Raw genomic sequence first — 19017 nt, 5'->3', positions numbered from 1 at the left:
GATGTGGTGATGGGTCGCGTCAGGCGACGTGTGCCGCGAGATATCTGGCCAGCCGGTATTCCGGGGTGTCCTGCCCGCTCAACACTGTGCGTTTCCAGGCGGCGACTTCGAACGTGACGATGTCCATCTCCCACACACAACCGAACACCTCGGTCGCACCGGTTGCGAACTCTGTGGGGTTGCTCCAGGGGGCGCGCAACTGATCGCCGTGCGCCAGCACGCTGCCCCATTGCCAATAAAACAGCGGCGCAACAACCGCCGTTTCGGCAAAGTGGATGATCTGAAACCCGACGCCGTGATTGCCCGTTGCATCGGCCAACACCCCCGGCTGTGGCAGGCGTGTCACCGCCGCGTCGGACGCAGCCTCGGCAACCGCGTCGTCAAACGCGCGGCCCTCGGCCAGGACGGCATAGCGTTTCAATGTCCAGCCGTGTTGGTGCACCGGGCTCAGCGCCATGACGGCACGCGGCTCAAACGGGGCCAGATGCGTCATCGCGGTCGGTGGACGTGCGCGCTTTGGGCCAGCCCAAAGGCCAGCATCAGAACCAGCATCGCCGACCCGCCATAGCTGACCAGCGGCAGCGGCACACCCACAACCGGTGCCAGCCCCATGACCATCGACATGTTCACCGCAAAGAACAGGAAGAAATTCAGCGCAATCCCCAGCGTCAGCAGCGACGAAAACCTGTCCTTGTTGGCCACAGCAGAGGCGACACAAAACAGGATGATCAGCGCATAGAGCGCCAGCAGCGAAAACGCCCCGATGAACCCGAATTCCTCGGCCAGCGTGGTAAAGATAAAGTCGGTGTGCTTTTCCGGCAGAAAGTTCAGCCGCGACTGCGTGCCCTGCATGAACCCACGTCCGGTCCAGCCCCCCGATCCTAATGCGATCTTGGACTGCGTGATGTGATAGCCCGCGCCCAACGGGTCAGAACTTGGGTCCAGAAACGTGTCGATGCGCCGGAATTGATAGTCCTTGAGCAGTTGCCAGTCCGTTGCCCGCGATTGCAGAACGGCTGTCACCAACCCCGCACCCGCTGCGAAGACAGCGGCAAAATAGGCCCAGTGGACACCGGCAAGGAACATCAGGCCACCACCCGCCGCCATCAGCAGGATCGAGGTACCAAGGTCGGGCTGCTTGAGCACCAGCGCAGTTGGGATCAGGATCAAAAGCACCGGCAGAAGCACCCAAAAGGGCCGCGATTTGCGGTATGCGGGCAACCAGTCGTAGTAGGCGGCCAGCATCAGAACCAGTGTGACTTTCATCAACTCGGACGGCTGCAGGCGCATGAACCCCAGGTCGATCCAGCGCTGCGCACCCATCCCGACAGACCCAAAGAACTCGACAGCCAGCAACAGCGCAAGCGACCCCAGATAGGCCAGGCTCGCCATGTTGCGCCAGAACCAGATCGGCACCATGGCAATCATCATCATCAGGACAAACCCGGCGGCAAACCGTTTCATCTGCGGCTCGGCCCAGGGGCTGAACGACCCGCCCGCCACGGAATAGAGCATCAGAAACCCGACACCCGCCACCGCTGCCAGCAACAGCGCAAGTGGCCAGTTCATATACAGAATCTTGCGCGGGCCCGCAGGCACGTGTTTGACCGTATACTCAAGATAGCTCATGCCTGATCCTTGCCCGAGATGTTGGCGACAGGCTCAATACCCCTGAGCACGCGTTGCTGTTCCTTGATCCGGCCACGGTCCTTTGTCGGGTAGGCGTCAAGCGGCGGCTCTTCGCCATAGAGCGCCTGCAAGGTCACATCGCGCGCGATGGGGGCCGCGGCCTTGGACCCGCCGCCGCCATGTTCCACAACAACCGCCACTGCGTATTTCGGATTGTCATAGGGGGCAAAGTTCACGAACAGCGCGTGGTCCCGACGCTCCCACGGCAAATCCTCGTTGCGGGTCACGCCGCGCGCGCGTTCTGCGGTGGTGATGTTGCGGACCTGGCTGGTGCCGGTCTTGCCCGCCATGCGCATCGCGTCTTCGATGATGCGGCTGCCATAGGCTGTGCCGCGCCGGTCGTTGACGACCTCGTACATCGCCCGCCGCATCTTGCGCAGGTTGTTTTCGTTCACGCCAAGGCTCTCACCGGTGCCGCTGGGCTGTTCGACCCCGTCCACCGTTTTGACCAGTCGTGGCTCCACCGCGCGTCCACTGGCGAGCCGCGCCGTCATCACTGCCAGTTGCAGTGGGGACGCGAGCATATAGCCCTGCCCGATGGACGCGTTCACCGTGTCACCAATCACCCAGTCCTGGCCGTGCACGCGCGCCTTCCAGTCCTTTGTCGGGGTCAGGCCACTGGCCACCGCCGACATTGGAACGTCGTGGCGCACGCCCAGACCAAACCGGTTGGCCATGGCCGAAATCTTCTCGATCCCCACCTTGAGGGCGAGGTCGTAGTAGTAAACGTCGCAGGATTGCTTGAGCGAGTTCTGCAAGTCGACCCAACCGTGGCCCGCCCGTTTCCAGCAGTGGAACTTGCGTTCCGCCACTTCGAGGTGGCCGGGGCAATACACGGTGTCGTCCGGCCCGATCAGCCCCTCTTCGAGGGCGGCCATGGCCGTGATCATCTTGAACGTCGATCCCGGCGGATAGGTCCCCTGCACGGATTTCGACGCAAGTGGCCGATACTTGTTCTCGGTCAACGCATTGTAATCACGCGAAGAAATGCCCCGCACGAAGAGGTTGGGGTCGAATGTAGGTGCCGAGGCAATCGCCAGCAGATCGCCGCTCTGGACATCCATGACGATAGCACTGGCGCTTTCGCCGTTCAGGCGCGCCTGAACATAGCTTTGCAGCTTGGAATCAATGGTCAGTTGCAGGTCGGCGCCTGACGTGCCTTCGCGCCGGTCCAGTTCGCGCATCACCCGCCCGGTGGCGTTCACCTCGACCCGTTTGGCACCGCCCTTGCCGCGCAGCGCGCCTTCGGCCTTGGCCTCGACGCCCACTTTGCCGATCTGGAATCGCGGGATGCGCAACAGCGGGTCCTGATCCTCGATCCGCTCCAGATCATAGTCGCTGACCGGCCCGACATAGCCCAGCACATGCGCATAGTCCGATCCCAGCGGGTACACGCGGCTCAGGCCAACTTCGGGTGTGACGCCGGGCAGCGCCGGGGCGTTCACGCTGACACGGCTCAGGTCTTCCCATGTCACCTCATCGGCAAAGGTGATCGGCAAGAACGGGGCCGAGCGTTTCATCTCGGCCACCGCACGCTCAACCTCGTCGGGGTCCAGCGGCACAATCTGGTTGAGGCGGTTCACCACGTCTTCGACATCACCTGCATCCTCGGGGACAATGACGATGCGGTAGCTGGGCACGTTGCGAGCGAGCGGCACGCCGTTGCGGTCGAACACTTCGCCACGGGATGGCGGGATGAGGCGGATATTGATCCGGTTTTCTTCGGCCAGCAGGCGGAACTGATCGGCCTGATCGACTTGCAGGAATTGCATCCGCGCGCCCAGACCCGCGACAAAGGCAAGCTGCACACCGCCCAGGATCGCAGCCCGGCGGGTGATCAGGCGGTGGTTCGCCTCGGTATCGACGCGGGGGCGTTTCATGATCGGGCTCCCTTGCCGCCGATGTCATTGGCTGCGGCCTTGCGCACACCCATGACGGCATGGGTGACGGCAATGACCAGCGGATAGGCCAGTGCTGTGGCGATCATCTGGATCACTACCAGGCCAAAGGCCGGCCGGTCCACCAACAGCAGGGCCAGCACCATGTGATAGGCGATGCCGATCCCGATGATCCATGCGCCGACCGATGCCAGTTCGGTCGCGAGGCTGGCGTCACGCAGGCTGCGCGACTGCGCCTTGAGCTGTTCGCAGGCGATCAACGCCAGCAATGCCCAAAGACCCGGCGGGCGTTGCAGCAACAGATCCGCCAGCAGGAAAACGGCGGCCAACAGAACGGCGGGCACAAATTCGGGCCGCCGGACGGACCACGCAAGGGCAAAGCCCAGCACGAGGTCTGGCCAGATCAACCCACCCGTCGATGTCTGGAGCGGCAGCAGATGGAAAAAGAGGATGCCGAGGATCAGCGCGGTAAAGCTGCCGCGCATCATCCACAGGCGCAGTGGGCTCAGCTCGTTCATTCCGACCCCTCCGCTTCCAACAGCGATGCGGCGCCGCCGGGGGCCAACACATTGCTGTCGTCGGACACCGGTTCGTTGCCGTAGTGGCGCAACACCCGCAGAAATTCGAGCCGTTCATAGTCCGCCGCCAGCCGCACGCGTAGCCGCCCGCCGGGGTCCGCCGCGACCTGGCCGATCAACAGACCAGCGGGAAAGACGCCGCCGTCGCCGCTGGTGATGACCCGGTCGCCAGGGCGCACGAGGTCGGGGTTTTCGAGAAAGTCGATGGGGGGTGCTGCGCTGTTATCACCTGCAACGATGGCGCGTTGGCCCGAGGGTTGGATGACGGCCGGCACACGGCTGGATGCGTCGGTGACCATGATCACGCGCGATGTGTTCTGGGCCACGCCCGACACCCGACCCACGAGGCCGATGCCATCCATGGTGGCCCACCCTTCGACGATGCCATCGCGCGCGCCGACGTTCAGCAGCACGGACTGGCGGAACGGTGACCCGCTGTCGGCCAGCACCACGCCCGTGATGTAGGTCAGGCGCGGATCAAGCCGAACGTTGTTCAGGTCGAGCAGACGCGCGTTTTCCTGTTCAAGCTGGAGCGCCGCCTCTTTCCACGCCTGCATCTGCCGCACCTCGCGGCGCAGTTCGGTGTTCTGTTCGGCGATGCGCCGGTAGCTCTGGAAATCGCGGATCAGGTTGACGGTGCCAGTGACGGGGGCCATGGCCCAGTCCATGTTGGGCACGATGCGGTCCGTGACTTGCGCCCGGAACCGTTCCACACGCGGGCTGTCGATGCGCCACAGCAGAAAGACACCCGTCAGCGCCAACACCAGAACAGCCAGAACAAGCCGCCGTAGCGGGCCTGCATAGTCGACCTGTCCGCGGTCCTTAGCCAAGGCGAAGTCACCCCATGTTTGGTCCGTTGCGCTGATGGTCTGACATTTGCCCCATTGGAGCAAGTCAACTCTTTGTCCCCGCGGGGACATATTATGTTAAATTTCGCAGCCGGTGTTTTAACTGTCGTAGTCGATGGCGTGGCGCAGCTGTTTTTCGTATTCCAGCGCCTTGCCGGTGCCAAGCGCCACGCAGTTCAGGCTTTCATCCGCGATGGACACGGCGAGCCCGGTTTGTTCGCGCAAGGCCAGATCCAGATCACCCAAAAGCGCACCACCCCCCGTCAGCATCACACCCCGATCGACAATGTCGGCGGCGAGGTCTGGCGGTGTGGTCTCAAGCGCGGTCATCACGGCCTCGCAGATTTGCTGGACGGGTTCGGCGAGGGCCTCGGCGATTTGCGCCTGGGTCACTTCGATTTCCTTGGGCACGCCGTTCAGAAGGTCGCGCCCCCGGATTTGCATCGAGGTGCCGCGCCCATCGTCGGGCATACGCGCTGTGCCGATGGAGGTTTTGATCCGCTCAGCCGTGGTTTCACCGACCAGAAGGTTCTGCTGGCGGCGCAGGTAGGAAATGATCGCCTCGTCCATGCGGTCGCCACCAACGCGGACCGAGCGGGCGTAGACGATGTCGCCCAGCGACAGCACGGCCACCTCGGTTGTCCCGCCGCCGATGTCGACAACCATGTTGCCTGTGGGATCGGTGATGGGCATGCCTGCGCCAATGGCCGCAGCAATAGGTTCGGCAATCAGGCCCGCGCGGCGGGCGCCTGCGGACAGAACGGATTGGCGAATGGCGCGTTTTTCAACGGGGGTCGCGCCGTGGGGGACGCAGACGATAATTTTCGGTTTCGAAAAGGTCGAGCGTTTGTGGACCTTGCGGATGAAGTGCTTGATCATCTCTTCGGCGGTGTCGAAGTCGGCGATGACACCTTCGCGCATGGGGCGGATGGCCTCGATGCTGCCGGGGGTCCGGCCCAGCATCAACTTGGCGTCCTCACCCACGGCGAGTACTTTCTTGACGCCGTCCTTGACGTGATAGGCCACCACCGAAGGTTCGGACAGGATCACGCCGCGCCCTTTGACGTAGACCAGCGTGTTGGCGGTGCCGAGGTCAATCGCCATGTCGGACGAAAACAGTCCGCCCAGATTTCCGAATATCGACATGCTGCGCACCTTGCCTTTGTTTGGGGCCTTTGTCTGGGCCCTTTGTTTGGGGCCATTGTCAGGGGCCTTCGTCGTGTCCCAATAACGTTGGGTCCGCGACTCAGAACGAGGCGCGGACCGCCCGCTTTATAGGGCTGTGAGGGGTGGGGTGAAAGGGCCGAAAACGGGGCATTGTCGGCGGTCTTTTGCCAACCTGCGGTTCCGTCTAGAAATTATTTTCGGTCGTGGATGAATAAATGGCCCGCCTGCGCTGTTTCCGTCATGCCCTGGCCATTGCAGCCGGGACCACATAGGATTTCGGGAGGATCACATGACTTCGTTTCGCACTGCCTGTTTCGGGCTGGCTCTGGCACTGACAGCAGGGGCCGCGCAGGCCGACAGCTGGACCCTGGATGGGGCCGCATCCAAGCTGGCCTTTGGGTCGATCAAATTCAACGATTTGGGTGAGGTTCACAGCTTTAAGTCCATCGACGGCACAGTGGGTGCGGACGGTGCGGTTGCATTGGGCATCGACCTCAGTTCCGTCGAGACGAACATCGATATCCGCAATGAGCGGATGATCGAATATGTGTTCAAGAACGCGCCGCGTGCCGCGATTGACGCGCAAATCGACATGGCGGTACTGGACGCAGTGGCGGTGGGCGACAGCACCGTGATGGAAGTGGACGGAAACCTGGAACTGCTGGGCGTCGAAGTGCCGCTTTATGGTGATCTGTTCATCATGCGCCTGGCCGAGGACAAGGTCATGGTCACGACCGACAGCATGATTTTCCTGTCGACAGCGGATGCAGAGATTGACCCCGGCGTGGACAAGTTGATGGAGCTGGCGAGCTTGCCCAACATCGTGCGTGCAGTGCCGGTGACACTGCGCCTGATGTTTGAAGCGGACGGCACCAGCGGCTGACGTCGTGTAGCGGTGCGCAGTAAGTACGCACCCTACGCGTGATGGTAGGGTGCGCGTTCATCGCGCACCTCAGGTGGCGTCCTTGTAGCTGACTTCGCGTTTGTCAGAACCACCCTTTTCGCGGCGGACCAGCAAGCGGTTGAGCGCGTGTACGTAAGCCTTGGCGCTGGCGACAACGGTGTCTGTGTCGGCGGATTGGCCGGTCACGATGCGCCCGTCTTCTTCCATGCGGACGGATACGGTGGCCTGGGCGTCTGTGCCTTCGGTCACGGCGTGGACCTGATAGAGTTGCAGGCGTGCCTCATGTGGGAACAGCGCCTTGACCGCGTTGAAAGTCGCGTCGACAGGCCCGTCGCCGGTTTGGGTGGTCATGTGGCGCGTGCCGTCGATGTCCATCACCAGATCCGCCACTTGTGGCCCTTCGGTGCCGCAGCGCACGGCGAGCTTCTCGATCTTGAGGCGCTCATCCTCGGTGTCGGTTGAGGTGCGCATAAGGGCGATGAGATCGTCGTCGAACACCTCTTTTTTGCGGTCGGCGAGGTCCTTGAACCGCACGAACACGTCTTTGAGCTGATTGTCTCCGACGTCAAAACCCATCTCTTCGAGCTTGGCGCGCAGGGCGGCGCGGCCGGAGTGTTTGCCAAGCGGCAGGGACGTCCCGGCGAGGCCCACATCCTCGGGGCGCATGATCTCGAATGTTTCGGCGTTCTTGAGCATGCCGTCCTGGTGGATGCCGGATTCGTGGGCAAAGGCGTTCTTGCCCACGATCGCCTTGTTGAACTGAACCGGGAAGCCCGAGACGGTGGCGACGCGGCGCGAGATGTTCATGATCTTGCGGGTGTCGATGCCGGTCTGGAACGGCATGATGTCGTTGCGGACCTTGAGGGCCATCACGACTTCTTCGAGCGCCGTGTTGCCTGCGCGTTCGCCAAGACCGTTGATCGTGCATTCGATCTGGCGTGCGCCCGCCTCAACCGCGGCGAGGGAGTTGGCCGTCGCCATGCCGAGGTCGTTGTGGCAGTGGGTGGCAAAGACGATCTCATCCGCGCCGGGCACGTTTTCGATCAGCTTGGCGATGAGATCCGCGCTTTCGCGTGGGGCGGTGTAGCCGACCGTGTCGGGGATGTTGATGGTCGTGGCACCTGCCTTGATCGCGATTTCGACGACCCGGTAGAGGTAGTCGAGTTCCGTGCGCGTGGCGTCCATGGGCGACCATTGCACGTTGTCGCAAAGGTTGCGGGCGTGGGTCACCGTCTGTTCGATGCGTTCGGCCATTTCGTCCTGCGTGAGGTTCGGAATGGCGCGGTGCAGGGGCGAGGTGCCGATAAAGGTGTGGATGCGGGGGCGTTCGGCGTGTTTCACCGCCTCCCAGCAGCGGTCGATGTCGGGCAATTGCGCGCGGGCCAAGCCGCAGATCACCGAATTGGTCGCATTCTTGGCGATTTCGGAGACGGCGTTGAAATCACCCTCGGAGGCGATGGGAAATCCGGCCTCGATGATGTCGACGCCCATGTCGTCCAGCAGGCCCGCGATTTCGAGCTTTTCTGCGTGCGTCATGGTCGCGCCGGGGGATTGTTCGCCGTCGCGGAGGGTTGTGTCGAAAATGACAACTTTGTCTTGGGTCATGTGCGTATCTCTTTTTCTGTCCTAAAGCCTTGGCGCGAAAGCCATCCTCTGAGCGGTCGCGCCGATGGGCACGCTCAGAGGCGGATTAGGAGCAGGAGGCCACGCAGCGACGCGCCGGAACGGCGTGTGGTCGGGATATGCGTGGCGTGTGTCATGGGCGGGACTATACGCGCTGCGCCTGAAATGGGAAGGGCGGAAATGCGTCGACGCTGGATTGCATATTTGGGGAACAATGAAGGTGGAAGGGCGCGGCGGATGGCCTAGGTCGCCGCTGATGGAAAAGGTATTGATCATAGGTGCGTCGGGCGGGATCGGATCGGCGCTGGCGGACGGGTTTGAGGCGCGGGGCGTGCGTGTGGATCGGCTGTCGCGGTCTGTGGATGGGTTTGACATCACCGATGCGGGGTCTGTGGCCGCGCATCTGTCGGACCGGGGGCCTTATGCGCGGGTGGTCGTGGGCACGGGCGCGTTGGAAATTGGTGGGGCAGCGCCGGAGAAGACCATCAAGAGTTTGGATGCGGTTGCGATGATGGATCAGTTCGCGCTCAATGCGGTGGGGCCTGCGTTGGTGTTGCGCCATGCGCATGGGTTGTTGGACCGGGATGCGCCGGGTGTTCTGGCGGTGTTGTCGGCGCGTGTGGGGTCGATTGGCGACAACCGGATCGGCGGTTGGATTTCCTATCGAGCGGCCAAGGCAGCGGTGAACCAGGTGGTGCGCACGGCGTCTGTGGAACTGGCGCGCACGCACAAGCAGGCGGCGATTGTGGCGCTGCATCCCGGCACGGTGAAGACAGCCTTTACCGAGAAGTACCTGGGGCGGCATCCGGCGGTGGAGCCGGGTCAGGCGGCGGCGGAGTTGATCGCGGTTATGGACGGGTTGGGGCCAGCGCAGACCGGCGGCTTTTTTGATTGTTCCGGTGCGGAGGTGCCGTGGTGAGCCGGTTGATTTTGGTCCTTGGGGACCAGTTGAGCACGGGCGTTGCGGCGCTGAAGGCGGCGGACAAGGCGCGCGACGTGGTGGTGATGGCGGAGGTGGCCGAGGAGGGGTCCTATGTGCCGCACCATCCCAAGAAGATTGCCTTTATCCTTGCCGCGATGCGCAAGTTCGCGGCGCGTTTGCGGGCGGATGGCTGGACCGTTGCCTATTCCGAGTTGGACGACACCGACAACAGCCAGTCGATTGTGGGTGAGTTGTTGCGGCGGGCGGATCAGCACGGGGCGTCGGAGGTGATTGCGACGCGGCCCGGTGAGTATCGGTTGATCGCGGCGTTGGAGGAGTGTCCGTTGACCGTGCGCCTGTTGGAGGATGACCGGTTTATCGCGTCGCACAAGGAGTTCGAGGCCTGGGCCAAGGGGCGCAAGGCGTTGCGGATGGAGTATTTCTATCGCGAGATGCGGCGCAAGACGGGCCTGCTGATGGAGGGCGACAAGCCTGCGGGGGACAAGTGGAACTATGACCACGACAACCGCAAGCCTGCGCCGGATGACGTGGATTTTGGCGGACCGATGCAGTTTACGCCGGATGAGGAGGTGGAAGCGGTTCTGGACCTGGTCGAGCGGCGGTTTGGCAATCATTTCGGGGACTTGCGCCCGTTCTGGTTTGCCACAGATCAGGGGCAGGCGCGGCGGGCGCTGGCGCATTTTGTGGCCCATGCACTGCCGAAGTTCGGGGATTTTCAGGATGCGATGCTGGCCGATAACCGGTTTCTCTATCACGCGGTCATTGGCCTTTATATCAACGTCGGTCTGCTGGACCCTTTGGAGGTTTGCCGCGCGGTGGAGCAGGCGTGGAAGGACGGCGATGCGCCGATCAACGCCGCCGAAGGGTTCATCCGGCAGATCATCGGCTGGCGGGAATATGTGCGGGGCATCTATTTCCACGAGGGGCCGGAGTATCCGCGGCGCAACGGGTTGAACCATCAACGCAAGTTGCCGGATTTCTTTTGGGGGGCCGAGACGCGGATGCGGTGTGTGTCGAAGGCGGTCGAGCAGACGGGGGCCGAAGCCTATGCCCACCATATCCAGCGGTTGATGGTCACGGGGAACTTTGCGCTGTTGGCGGGGCTGGATCCGGGAGAGGTGTCGGAGTGGTATCTGGCCGTTTATGCGGATGCGTTTGAATGGGTCGAAGCGCCCAATGTCGTGGGCATGTCGCAATTTGCCGACGGGGGCGTGATTGCGTCGAAACCTTATGTGAGTTCAGGGGCTTACATCAACCGGATGTCGGACTACTGCAAAGGGTGCCATTACAAGGTGAGCGTCAAGACGGGCGCGGGGGCGTGCCCGTTCAACCTGCTTTATTGGCATTTCCTGGACCGGCACCGCGACCGGTTTTCGAACAATGCCCGGATGGGCAACATGTACCGGACGTGGGACCGGATGGATGACACCAAGCGCGCGACCGTGATAGAAGAGGCTGACGCCTTTCTGGAGCGGATGTCGCAAGGCAAGCTGGTCTGAGCGTCGCCGACCCGTACCGAGGGGCACACATGACACATCAGCACGTGATCGATACCATTGCAGAGGCGTTGCGCGACCAACCCACCGTGCGCGCCCTGTTTCTGAGCGGCAGCCATGGCAACGGGCGCGCCGATGCCTATAGCGACATCGACTTTGTCCTCGTGACGCAGGACGGTATCAGCGACGAGGTTGCGCAGATCTGGCGCGAGGCCGTCGCGCGCACCGGTGAGATCGTGCTGTGGTGGGATCGGACCACCGTGCCGGTGTTGATCAATGCGATCACAGCCGACTGGACGCGCACCGATGTCATCGTTTTGCGCCCCGATCAGTTGGGCGCGCAGACGCGTCATTCCCTGAGGCCTGTTTTCGATCACGACGGGCTCTATGACGGCTTGGCCGAAGGGTCGGCCCACACCGCCCCCAACCCCCGGCGGCTCGCCTATCAGTTCGAAGAGTTCATTCGCGTTCTTGGCCTGCTGCATCTGGCTGAAGGGCGCGGTGAGTACATCAACGGTGTGCTGGGGGTGTTTCACTTGCGCAATCTGCTGGTTGATCTGCTGATCGAGGAGACCGGCGCGCCGGACCGTGGAGGTGTGCTGCACCTCAACCGCTTGATCACGGATGAGCACAAGGCACTGCTGACCGGGCTTCCGCTGGCGGCACCCAATCGTGAGGCCATGATCGACACGCATCTGGCCTATGCCGCCGCCTATTTGCCCCGCGCGCGGGCGATGGCAAAGCGGCTTGATCTGGACTGGCCGGAGCGGTTCGAAGAGGTAACCTGGGCCAAGTTGCACGACGCGCTGTCCATCGCGCGCCCATACGATCCGGACGCAGCCTAGTCGGCTACGCAGGCCTCAAAACCGTCGATGTCGCGGGTGTCGCTGATGTGCGTGCTGCACGCGGTGACGTGTTGCACGCACATCACATCCAGTTTCGGAAACTGGCAGGCAGTCATGGCGGCCAGCAGGGCCTGAGCAGCGGTTTCTTCCCATTCGGCGCCTGCGGGTATGCCGTCCATGGACACGCCGATGGCCTGGGCGATGGGAGTAGCTGCGCCTTGGGTAGACCAGGATGTGTCCAGAGTGGTGCCATCGGTCAGGGTGAATGTGGCCTCTATGTCCGAGGCTTCGAGCATGTCGTGAAAGGTGCCAAAGGCCGGGGCCTGTCCCTCGCCGTGCCAGAGGCGGTTGCGGACCTGCCGGCCTGTGCTGATTGCGTATTCCACCACGCGCCCACGTTCGGCGCGGGCCTCGACCGTTTTGGGTTCGAACCCTTGCGGTGTGAGGGTCATCACGGTGCCAGTGGTGACCACGTCGCCCGCCGTGTCGGGCAGGGTGAACAGCGCATAGACCCTTCCGATGGGGTTGCGGTAGAGGTGCAGCGTCGCGCCGTCGGCGTTTGTCGTCGTGGCCGCGCGCGTGTCAAAGCCGTCCACGGGGTCGGTCCAACTGGGCAGATAGGCCCACTCGGCCAGTGCGGGGCCCGCGAGGATACACAAAAGGGCCGTGGCTGCGGCGCGCATCAGCTGTCTTCGTTCAGCGTGCCGCTTTCCCATTCGCCTGTCGTTTCCTCGCCGGTGGCGTAGCGCAGCGTGCCAAACCCGTCGCGTTTGCCGTTTTTGAAGCTGCCCTCGTAGACTGCGCCAGAGCTGTAGGTGGCGATGCCTTCGCCGGTGATTTCGCCGTTGTCCCAATCGCCTTCGTAGGTAAAGCCGCTGGGCACGACGACCTTGCCGGTGCCGTGGCGTTTGCCGTCTTTGAAGGTGCCGGTATAGACCGATCCGTCAGGATAGGTGGAGGTGCCGGTGCCAGCGTGCTGGTCGTTTACCCAATCGCCATCATAGGTATAGCCGTCGGCGGTGGTGACTTTGCCCTTGCCGTTCTTGGCCGCGCCGCTGAAGGCACCGACATAGACTGTTCCGCTGGGCAGAACCGCGCGGCCCTGACCCTGCATCAGGCCTTCGACCCAGTCCCCTTCGTAGGAGGCACCATCGGTGTAGGTCATCTTGCCCACGCCGTTGGGCTGACCGCCGGACACGGCCCCGACATAGATCGCGCCGTCGGGGTGTGTGATCTGGCCGGTGCCTTCGATCTGGCCCTCGACGAATGTGCCGACATACTGGAAACCGTCGCTGCCCGTATAGGTGCCTTGGCCGTGGCGTTGGTCGTCTTTGAATTCACCCTCGTAGATGTCGCCATTGGCGTGGGTGACCCGTGCGGCACCGTCGCGGCGACCGTCGACCAGGTTGCCTTCATAGACGTCGCCATTGGGTTGGGTCACCTTGCCCACGCCGTTGAGTTGGTTGTCGGTCCATGTCCCCTCGAGGATCAGGCCGTCGGCGGTGGTCAGCGTGCCTTGACCGGTGCGGATGCCCGCGCTGACCTGGCCGTCATAGAGTTCGCCGTCTGGATAGGTGATCGTGGCGATGCCCGTTTTGGCACCATCGACCCAGTCACCTTTGTATTCATACCCACCCGATGTGTGCATGATCGCCTTGCCGTTGGCCTTGCCATTGCGGAACGCGCCTTCGATCCGGTCGCCATTGGGATAGATGCGGACACCTTCTCCCATGATCGCGCCGCCCTGCCATTCGCCCTCATAGGTGCCGCCATCTGCAAAGGTGATCTTGCCGAACCCATCGGGTTTGCCCTTGGAAAAGCCGCCCTCGTAGACCGAGCCGTTGGGGAAGCGTGCGGTGCCTTCGCCGCGAATTTCGCCGTCCACCCAATCGCCGGTATATTCGTAGCCATTGGGCAGGCGGTACGTCCCCTGACCATGCTGGAGACCGCCGCGGAACGTGCCCTCGTAGATGCCCCCGTCGTCGTATTGCTTGGTCTGCACATTGCCCGACTGGGCAAAGGCGGCACCCGGCATCAAGGCAAGGCAGAAGATCAAACTGCGCACGGTCATGGCTCATCCCTCAGATTCGTTGGCCCACCCGGTCGCGGGGGAAGCGGTGTGAGGGTAAGACAGCCCTGCGCGCGGGGCAATGGGGTTGCGCAATCGTGAGCCGTGCGAGAGCGGGCGGTGGTGGGTTTCCTCTGCGGTCCTTTCTGCTACATCAGCACAGGACGTTGAAGGGGACCCGCATGGCCGACACATTCCGCATCACCCTGGGGCAGTTGAACCCGACCGTTGGCGACATTCCCGGCAACGTGGCCAAGGCGCGTGCCGCATGGGAGGCGGGGCGCGACGCTGGCGCTGACCTTGTGGCGCTGCCTGAGATGTTTGTCGCGGGCTACAATGCGCAGGATTTGGTGATGAAGCCCGCCTTTCACACCGCTGCGATGCAGGCGGTCGAGGCGTTGGCGCGGGACTGCGCGGATGGGCCTGCGCTGGCCATCGGGTGTCCGTGGACGGAAGGGGCCGAGCTGTTCAACGCCTACCTGATTTGCCGCGACGGCAAGATCGTGAGCCGGTTGCTCAAGCACAACCTGCCCAATGAGACAGTGTTCGACGAGGTGCGCATTTTCGATGCAGGCCCCTTGGGTGGTCCCTATTCGGTGGGCAACACGCGGGTGGGCAGCCCCATTTGCGAAGATGCCTGGCACCCCGAGGTGTCTGAGACACTGCAAGAGACGGGTGCAGAGTTCCTCTTGGTCCCGAATGGGTCGCCCTATTACAGGGGCAAGTTTGAGACCCGTCTGAACCACATGGTTGCGCGGGTTGTCGAGACGGGTTTGCCGTTGATTTACCTCAACATGGTGGGTGGACAGGACGATCAGGTGTTCGACGGGGGCAGTTTTGCACTGAACCCCGGTGGTGCGCTGGCGCTGCAACTGCCCACATTTGACGAAATGATATCCCATGTGGATCTGGAGCGCGGTCCCGACGGCTGGCGGGTGAAGACCGGTGAGATTGCAAGCCATCCCGACGTGTGGGAGCAGGATTACCGCGTGATGGTAACCAGCCTGCGCGACTATTGCGGCAAGACCGGGTTCAAGAAGGTGCTGCTGGGCATGTCTGGCGGTGTGGACAGCGCGCTGGTTGCGACCATTGCCGCCGATGCGCTGGGCCCGGAGAATGTGCGCTGTGTTATGCTGCCGTCCGAGTATACGTCGCCACATTCGTTGGAAGACGCCGAAGCCTGCGCCAACGCGCTGGGCTGCAGCTATGACTACGTTCCGATTGCTGAAACGCGGGCGGCGGTGACGTCCACCCTTGCGCCCTTGTTCGAAGGGTTGGACGCGGGCCTGACCGAAGAGAACATCCAGAGCCGGATCAGAGGGCTTTTGTTGATGGCCATGTCGAACAAGTTCGGCGAGATGCTGTTGACCACAGGCAACAAATCCGAGGTCGCAGTGGGCTATGCCACGATCTATGGCGACATGGCGGGCGGGTACAACCCGATCAAGGATCTCTACAAAACGCGGGTGTTCGAAACGTGCCGCTGGCGCAATGGTAATCACCGCGACTGGATGATGGGCAATGCGGGCGAAGTGATCCCTGACCGGATCATCACCAAGCCACCCAGCGCCGAGTTGCGCGACGATCAGAAGGACAGCGACAGCCTGCCTGATTATCCCGAGTTGGATGCGTTGCTGGACATTCTGGTGGATCAGGACGGATCGATTGCCGATTGCGTGGCCGCCGGGTTCGACGCGGATGTTGCACGCAAGATCGAGCGGCTGATCTATCTCAGCGAATACAAACGGTTCCAGTCCGCACCGGGCGCGCGCCTGACCAAGCGGGCGTTTTGGCTGGACCGGCGCTATCCCATCGTGAACGGCTGGCGCGATCCAAGCTGATTTAAGGAAAACTCTCGCTATTAATCTCCGTTAAGCCGTTGGCTTTTTACGGAAAATGAGGATTTCTCAGAGATGCATTGTGCTGAACAGAGAGCACAGGCATGTCATTCACATTCTACGCAGAAAACAACGAATTCGCCGCGTCCACGGGCAGCAACGTGAACAACGGCAATGGGACCAGTTCGTTCGACTATCCACCGACGACGACCCGTGACCTTCAGATCACGACGCACCCGGATGACGACGACCCGCGCCATTTCGAGGTAGGGGATCAGGTGTCGTTGTCCTTTGTCGGCAACGGCGGCACCTCGCTGGAAAACGCGGTGGTGATCCGAAGCGACCCGATTGGCGGGAACAAGGGTGCAATTGTGTTCGAAGGGACAAATCCGCAAGGCGATTTGGTGCAGGTGGTCTGGTCGCCGAACTTTGATCTGGAACAGTGGTACTACGACAATTTCAACAACGGCCAGTCGCCGGGGTTCTACAATTACGACCGCAATGCCGAGGACTATCGTTTCTCGTGTTTCATGACCGGGACGCTGATTGATACCGTCGATGGCCCCAAGCCGGTCGAGGACATCCGCCAAGGCGATCTGGTCCACACCCGCGACAGCGATGCCGAACCGGTTCTATGGGCTGCCAAATCCGAGGTGCCGGGCATGGGCCGTGGCGCGCCAGTGACAATCAGTGCCGGGTTGCTTGGCGCGCGCGACGATGTGCAGGTGTCGGCGCAGCACCGTTTGCTGGTGTCGGACCCGCGCTGCGAGCCATTTTTTGGGACAAACGAGGTTCTGGTCGCGGCGGGTCATATCGTGGACGGCGATGCCATTGTGCGGCGCAATACGGGCATGACGACCTATCACCACCTGCTGTTCGAGCGGCACGAGATCGTGCGGACGCAAGGTGTCTATAGCGAGACGCTTTTGCTTGGGGACGACATGCGGGGCATCATGTCCAAACCCGCCCACGATGATTTCGAGGCGACGTTTGGCGCAGAATTTCCGAAAAAGCGTGCGGCCAAACCGGCGCGCCGCATCTTGCGCCGTCACGAAGCGCCACTCGTGCGGACAATCCTGGGCTTGGGCGCGTCGGACAGCTCTGTCAAAGCGCCCGGTTTCCTGTTCGCGGCGTAGCCTTTCGCGCGGGGGTCGCAGGCCGGAACTGGTGCGGATGGCGTGACTTTGCCGACACGGGTTTGTGACTTGTTGTGCGGGGTTTCGCGGGCATTGTCGCGTCGACACAACCAAGCCCGAGGACCATCATGACGTCACGCATGTTCGCCACTGCCCTTCTGTTTTGTGCCAGCTTTGGAGCTGCACCCGCCATGGCCTGTGGGCCGGATACGGATTGCACCATCGGCGACCGTTTCTACCGCATTGCAATGCCAGACGGTGCCGATGCGGCGCAGCCTGTGGGGGCGATTGTGTTTGCCCACGGATATCGCGGGACCGCGCGTGGCACGATGCGCAACATGAACCTGCGCCGCATGGTGTCGGACATGGGGCTGGCCCTGATAGCGGTGAAATCCGCCGGTCCGGATTGGAACATCCCCGGTGTGCCCAGCAATGTCGACAGCACGGGCACCGAGGAAATGGCCTATTTCGACGCGGTGATCGCGGATGCGACGGACCGGTTCGCCATAGATCCGGACAGGATCATGATGTCCGGCTTTTCCGCCGGGGGGATGGTGACGTGGGAATTGGCCTGCCATCGTCCTGATCTGTTTGCCGGGTTTGCGCCGGTGGCCGGTACGTTCTGGCAAGGCCCACCCGAGACATGCGAAACGCCTGCGAGCGTCGTACATATTCACGGCACCCAGGACAGCACAGTTCCGCTGGCGGGACGCAGGATCGCACAGACCAAACAAGGTGACGTGATGCAGGTGCTGGACATGTACCAGAGCCACGGCGCCTTTGCGCCGCAGAGCACGGCGAACGCGGGCGATTTGTCCTGCGCCCGTCAGAGCAACCCGCAGGGCGACATCCTCGAGTTCTGCACCTTTGAGGGTGGGCATTCGTTCCGGCGCAGTTTTCTCAGCTATGCGTGGGACCGGATGGTCGCCGCCGGGCAGGTCTGAACCCGCCTCGACGGCTTAGAAGGAGCGGCGGGGATGTCCCGCCGCGCATCTGTTCACAGCATCAATTGATAGCTGTGCGCGACATAGCGGTAACCGCCCTCGCCGTTTGTCTCGACATAGCCAATACCGGGCCACGGCATGTGGTAGCCGATGAACGCCGTCTTGTCCGCCGCCATCATATCCAGCAGGCGTTTGCGCGTCGCGGCTGCTGCGGCCTTGTCCATGTCAAAGCGGACTTCCCAATCGGGGTGGGCCAGAGACCACACATAGTGGTTGGCAAAATCCGCGCCGATCACCAGTTGGGTGCCGCCATCCTCAACCATGTAGGTCATGTGGCCGGGTGTGTGCCCAAAGGCGGCCATTGCCGTGATGCCCGACGCGGCCGCACCGCCATCATCCAGCATGGTCATCTGTTCGGCGAGCGGGCGTACCTTGCCCTCGAAGTTTTCGTTGTCGGCCTTGGCCCATGCGTCAAATTCAGCCGAGCCAGTCATATAGGCCGCATTGGCGAAAGTGGGCGTGCCATCGGTGGACAGGCCGCCGATGTGGTCGCCGTGCATGTGCGTGATCACAACCTTGTCGACCTGATCGGCGGTGTAGCCCGCGGCCTCGATCGCCGCGACTGTGGCCGCGCCTTGCAGGCCGGTGTCAAACAGCACCAGTTCCGAGCCGTTGTTCACCAGTGTGGGCGTAAAGAAGAACTGGGCCGCGTCGGTGGACAGACCCGCGTCGGCGGAGACGCTGTTGAACGTGTCATCATCGACATTCAGGCCAAAGATGCCGTGCGGATTTTCGACGGCACGGGTCCCTGCGAGCAGTGTTGTGACCTCGAAATTGCCGACCTTGACCCGGCGAAAGTTGGATTGCGCAACGCCGAGCATGGGTGCGCCTGCGCGCGCGGTTTTGGCGCCGGCTGCCGCCAAGGGCAAAGCGGCTGCGGCCATCAACGCGGAACGGCGGGAAAATTTGGGAGATTGGGACATGGGTGTGATCCTTCCTGTCAGATACACTCAAGGTAGTATCCCAGTTTGAATGTCACG

At 62.4% G+C, this 19017-nt stretch carries 17 protein-coding genes; 7 read left to right on the top strand and 10 right to left on the bottom strand.

All coding sequences use genetic code 11. From position 1 onward, the window contains the following. Positions 1–19 precede the first annotated feature (19 nt). The 6 genes from Q0936_RS14365 to Q0936_RS14340 all read right to left on the bottom strand — a co-directional run bounded on the left by Q0936_RS14365 (position 20) and on the right by Q0936_RS14340 (position 6159). The gene (locus Q0936_RS14365; protein WP_299294114.1) at positions 20–493 is read right to left on the bottom strand and encodes a hypothetical protein; all 474 of its coding nucleotides are present in this window, start codon (positions 491–493) and stop codon (positions 20–22) included. Further along, a complete protein-coding gene (rodA, locus tag Q0936_RS14360) occupies positions 490–1629 on the bottom strand; it encodes a rod shape-determining protein RodA (protein WP_299143332.1) in 1140 nt (379 codons plus the stop codon). The genes Q0936_RS14365 and rodA overlap by 4 nt, the downstream gene beginning before the upstream one ends. Then, positions 1626–3569 carry a penicillin-binding protein 2 gene (gene mrdA, locus Q0936_RS14355; protein WP_299143330.1) on the bottom strand — a complete coding sequence of 648 codons (1944 nt, stop codon included), beginning with the start codon at positions 3567–3569 and terminating at the stop codon, positions 1626–1628. The genes rodA and mrdA overlap by 4 nt, the downstream gene beginning before the upstream one ends. Further along, a complete protein-coding gene (locus Q0936_RS14350; protein ID WP_299143328.1) occupies positions 3566–4105 on the bottom strand; it encodes a rod shape-determining protein MreD in 540 nt (179 codons plus the stop codon). The genes mrdA and Q0936_RS14350 overlap by 4 nt, the downstream gene beginning before the upstream one ends. After that, positions 4102–4995, bottom strand: a complete 894-nt coding sequence (gene mreC / locus Q0936_RS14345; RefSeq protein ID WP_299143326.1) for a rod shape-determining protein MreC — start codon at positions 4993–4995, stop codon at positions 4102–4104. The genes Q0936_RS14350 and mreC overlap by 4 nt, the downstream gene beginning before the upstream one ends. A 117-nt stretch (positions 4996–5112) precedes the next feature. Continuing rightward, the gene (locus tag Q0936_RS14340) at positions 5113–6159 is read right to left on the bottom strand and encodes a rod shape-determining protein (protein ID WP_299143324.1); all 1047 of its coding nucleotides are present in this window, start codon (positions 6157–6159) and stop codon (positions 5113–5115) included. Positions 6160–6469: 310 nt separating this feature from the next. Here Q0936_RS14340 and Q0936_RS14335 point away from each other — a divergent pair, with 310 nt between their 5' ends. Then, positions 6470–7063, top strand: coding sequence for a YceI family protein (locus tag Q0936_RS14335; protein ID WP_299294117.1), 594 nt, complete (start codon positions 6470–6472; stop codon positions 7061–7063). Between the two features lie 69 nt (positions 7064–7132). Here the strand turns inward: Q0936_RS14335 and Q0936_RS14330 are convergent, their stop codons facing one another. Then, positions 7133–8689, bottom strand: coding sequence for a 2-isopropylmalate synthase (locus Q0936_RS14330; protein WP_299294119.1), 1557 nt, complete (start codon positions 8687–8689; stop codon positions 7133–7135). A 274-nt stretch (positions 8690–8963) separates the two neighbouring features. On the opposite strand from Q0936_RS14330, the gene Q0936_RS14325 reads away from it, so the two are divergent. From Q0936_RS14325 to Q0936_RS14315, 3 genes are read left to right on the top strand one after another with little or no spacing between them, the layout of a single operon-like run. After that, on the top strand, positions 8964–9626 hold the full coding sequence (locus tag Q0936_RS14325) for an SDR family NAD(P)-dependent oxidoreductase (protein WP_299294121.1): 663 nt from the start codon (positions 8964–8966) through the stop codon (positions 9624–9626). After that, the gene (locus Q0936_RS14320) at positions 9623–11149 is read left to right on the top strand and encodes a cryptochrome/photolyase family protein (protein ID WP_299294123.1); all 1527 of its coding nucleotides are present in this window, start codon (positions 9623–9625) and stop codon (positions 11147–11149) included. Before Q0936_RS14325 ends, Q0936_RS14320 begins: the two co-directional genes overlap by 4 nt. Positions 11150–11178: 29 nt before the next feature. Further along, entirely contained in the window at positions 11179–11991 is an 813-nt protein-coding gene (locus Q0936_RS14315) for a nucleotidyltransferase domain-containing protein (RefSeq protein ID WP_299294125.1), read from the top strand. On the opposite strand, the gene Q0936_RS14310 is transcribed toward Q0936_RS14315, so the two are convergent. Both Q0936_RS14310 and Q0936_RS14305 read right to left on the bottom strand, forming a co-directional pair. Next, positions 11988–12674, bottom strand: a complete 687-nt coding sequence (locus tag Q0936_RS14310; RefSeq protein WP_299294127.1) for a hypothetical protein — start codon at positions 12672–12674, stop codon at positions 11988–11990. The genes Q0936_RS14315 and Q0936_RS14310 overlap by 4 nt on opposite strands. Beyond that, positions 12674–14062: a 2-isopropylmalate synthase gene (locus Q0936_RS14305; RefSeq protein ID WP_299294129.1), complete on the bottom strand. Its 1389-nt coding sequence runs from the start codon at positions 14060–14062 to the stop codon at positions 12674–12676. The genes Q0936_RS14310 and Q0936_RS14305 overlap by 1 nt, the downstream gene beginning before the upstream one ends. A gap of 179 nt (positions 14063–14241) precedes the next feature. Between Q0936_RS14305 and Q0936_RS14300 the strand changes: the two genes are divergently transcribed. The 3 genes from Q0936_RS14300 to Q0936_RS14290 all read left to right on the top strand — a co-directional run bounded on the left by Q0936_RS14300 (position 14242) and on the right by Q0936_RS14290 (position 17977). Beyond that, positions 14242–15900, top strand: a complete 1659-nt coding sequence (locus tag Q0936_RS14300) for an NAD+ synthase (protein ID WP_299294131.1) — start codon at positions 14242–14244, stop codon at positions 15898–15900. 101 nt (positions 15901–16001) lie between these two features. Further along, positions 16002–17033, top strand: coding sequence for a Hint domain-containing protein (locus Q0936_RS14295; RefSeq protein ID WP_299143305.1), 1032 nt, complete (start codon positions 16002–16004; stop codon positions 17031–17033). 128 nt (positions 17034–17161) lie between these two features. Next, a complete protein-coding gene (locus Q0936_RS14290) occupies positions 17162–17977 on the top strand; it encodes a prolyl oligopeptidase family serine peptidase (protein WP_299294133.1) in 816 nt (271 codons plus the stop codon). 53 nt (positions 17978–18030) lie between these two features. Here Q0936_RS14290 and Q0936_RS14285 read toward each other — a convergent pair whose 3' ends face one another. Next, on the bottom strand, positions 18031–18960 hold the full coding sequence (locus Q0936_RS14285; protein WP_299143301.1) for an MBL fold metallo-hydrolase: 930 nt from the start codon (positions 18958–18960) through the stop codon (positions 18031–18033). Positions 18961–19017: the final 57 nt, after the last annotated feature.

Origin of the sequence: uncultured Tateyamaria sp. (assembly GCF_947488715.1) — a bacterium.
Taxonomy (GTDB): Bacteria; Pseudomonadota; Alphaproteobacteria; order Rhodobacterales; family Rhodobacteraceae; genus Tateyamaria.
This window is presented reverse-complemented; position numbering and strand designations above follow the sequence as displayed.

What these genes read in the sequence shown, in the direction of transcription:
- Q0936_RS14365 (WP_299294114.1), bottom strand. Translation starts at nt 493, where the DNA reads ATGACGCATCTGGCCCCGTTTGAGCCGCGTGCCGTCATGGCGCTGAGC.
- rodA (WP_299143332.1), bottom strand. Translation starts at nt 1,629, where the DNA reads ATGAGCTATCTTGAGTATACGGTCAAACACGTGCCTGCGGGCCCGCGC.
- mrdA (WP_299143330.1), bottom strand. Translation starts at nt 3,569, where the DNA reads ATGAAACGCCCCCGCGTCGATACCGAGGCGAACCACCGCCTGATCACC.
- Q0936_RS14350 (WP_299143328.1), bottom strand. Translation starts at nt 4,105, where the DNA reads ATGAACGAGCTGAGCCCACTGCGCCTGTGGATGATGCGCGGCAGCTTT.
- Q0936_RS14340 (WP_299143324.1), bottom strand. Translation starts at nt 6,159, where the DNA reads ATGTCGATATTCGGAAATCTGGGCGGACTGTTTTCGTCCGACATGGCG.
- Q0936_RS14335 (WP_299294117.1), top strand. Translation starts at nt 6,470, where the DNA reads ATGACTTCGTTTCGCACTGCCTGTTTCGGGCTGGCTCTGGCACTGACA.
- Q0936_RS14330 (WP_299294119.1), bottom strand. Translation starts at nt 8,689, where the DNA reads ATGACCCAAGACAAAGTTGTCATTTTCGACACAACCCTCCGCGACGGC.
- Q0936_RS14325 (WP_299294121.1), top strand. Translation starts at nt 8,964, where the DNA reads ATGGAAAAGGTATTGATCATAGGTGCGTCGGGCGGGATCGGATCGGCG.
- Q0936_RS14315 (WP_299294125.1), top strand. Translation starts at nt 11,179, where the DNA reads ATGACACATCAGCACGTGATCGATACCATTGCAGAGGCGTTGCGCGAC.
- Q0936_RS14310 (WP_299294127.1), bottom strand. Translation starts at nt 12,674, where the DNA reads ATGCGCGCCGCAGCCACGGCCCTTTTGTGTATCCTCGCGGGCCCCGCA.
- Q0936_RS14305 (WP_299294129.1), bottom strand. Translation starts at nt 14,062, where the DNA reads ATGACCGTGCGCAGTTTGATCTTCTGCCTTGCCTTGATGCCGGGTGCC.
- Q0936_RS14300 (WP_299294131.1), top strand. Translation starts at nt 14,242, where the DNA reads ATGGCCGACACATTCCGCATCACCCTGGGGCAGTTGAACCCGACCGTT.
- Q0936_RS14295 (WP_299143305.1), top strand. Translation starts at nt 16,002, where the DNA reads ATGTCATTCACATTCTACGCAGAAAACAACGAATTCGCCGCGTCCACG.
- Q0936_RS14290 (WP_299294133.1), top strand. Translation starts at nt 17,162, where the DNA reads ATGACGTCACGCATGTTCGCCACTGCCCTTCTGTTTTGTGCCAGCTTT.
- Q0936_RS14285 (WP_299143301.1), bottom strand. Translation starts at nt 18,960, where the DNA reads ATGTCCCAATCTCCCAAATTTTCCCGCCGTTCCGCGTTGATGGCCGCA.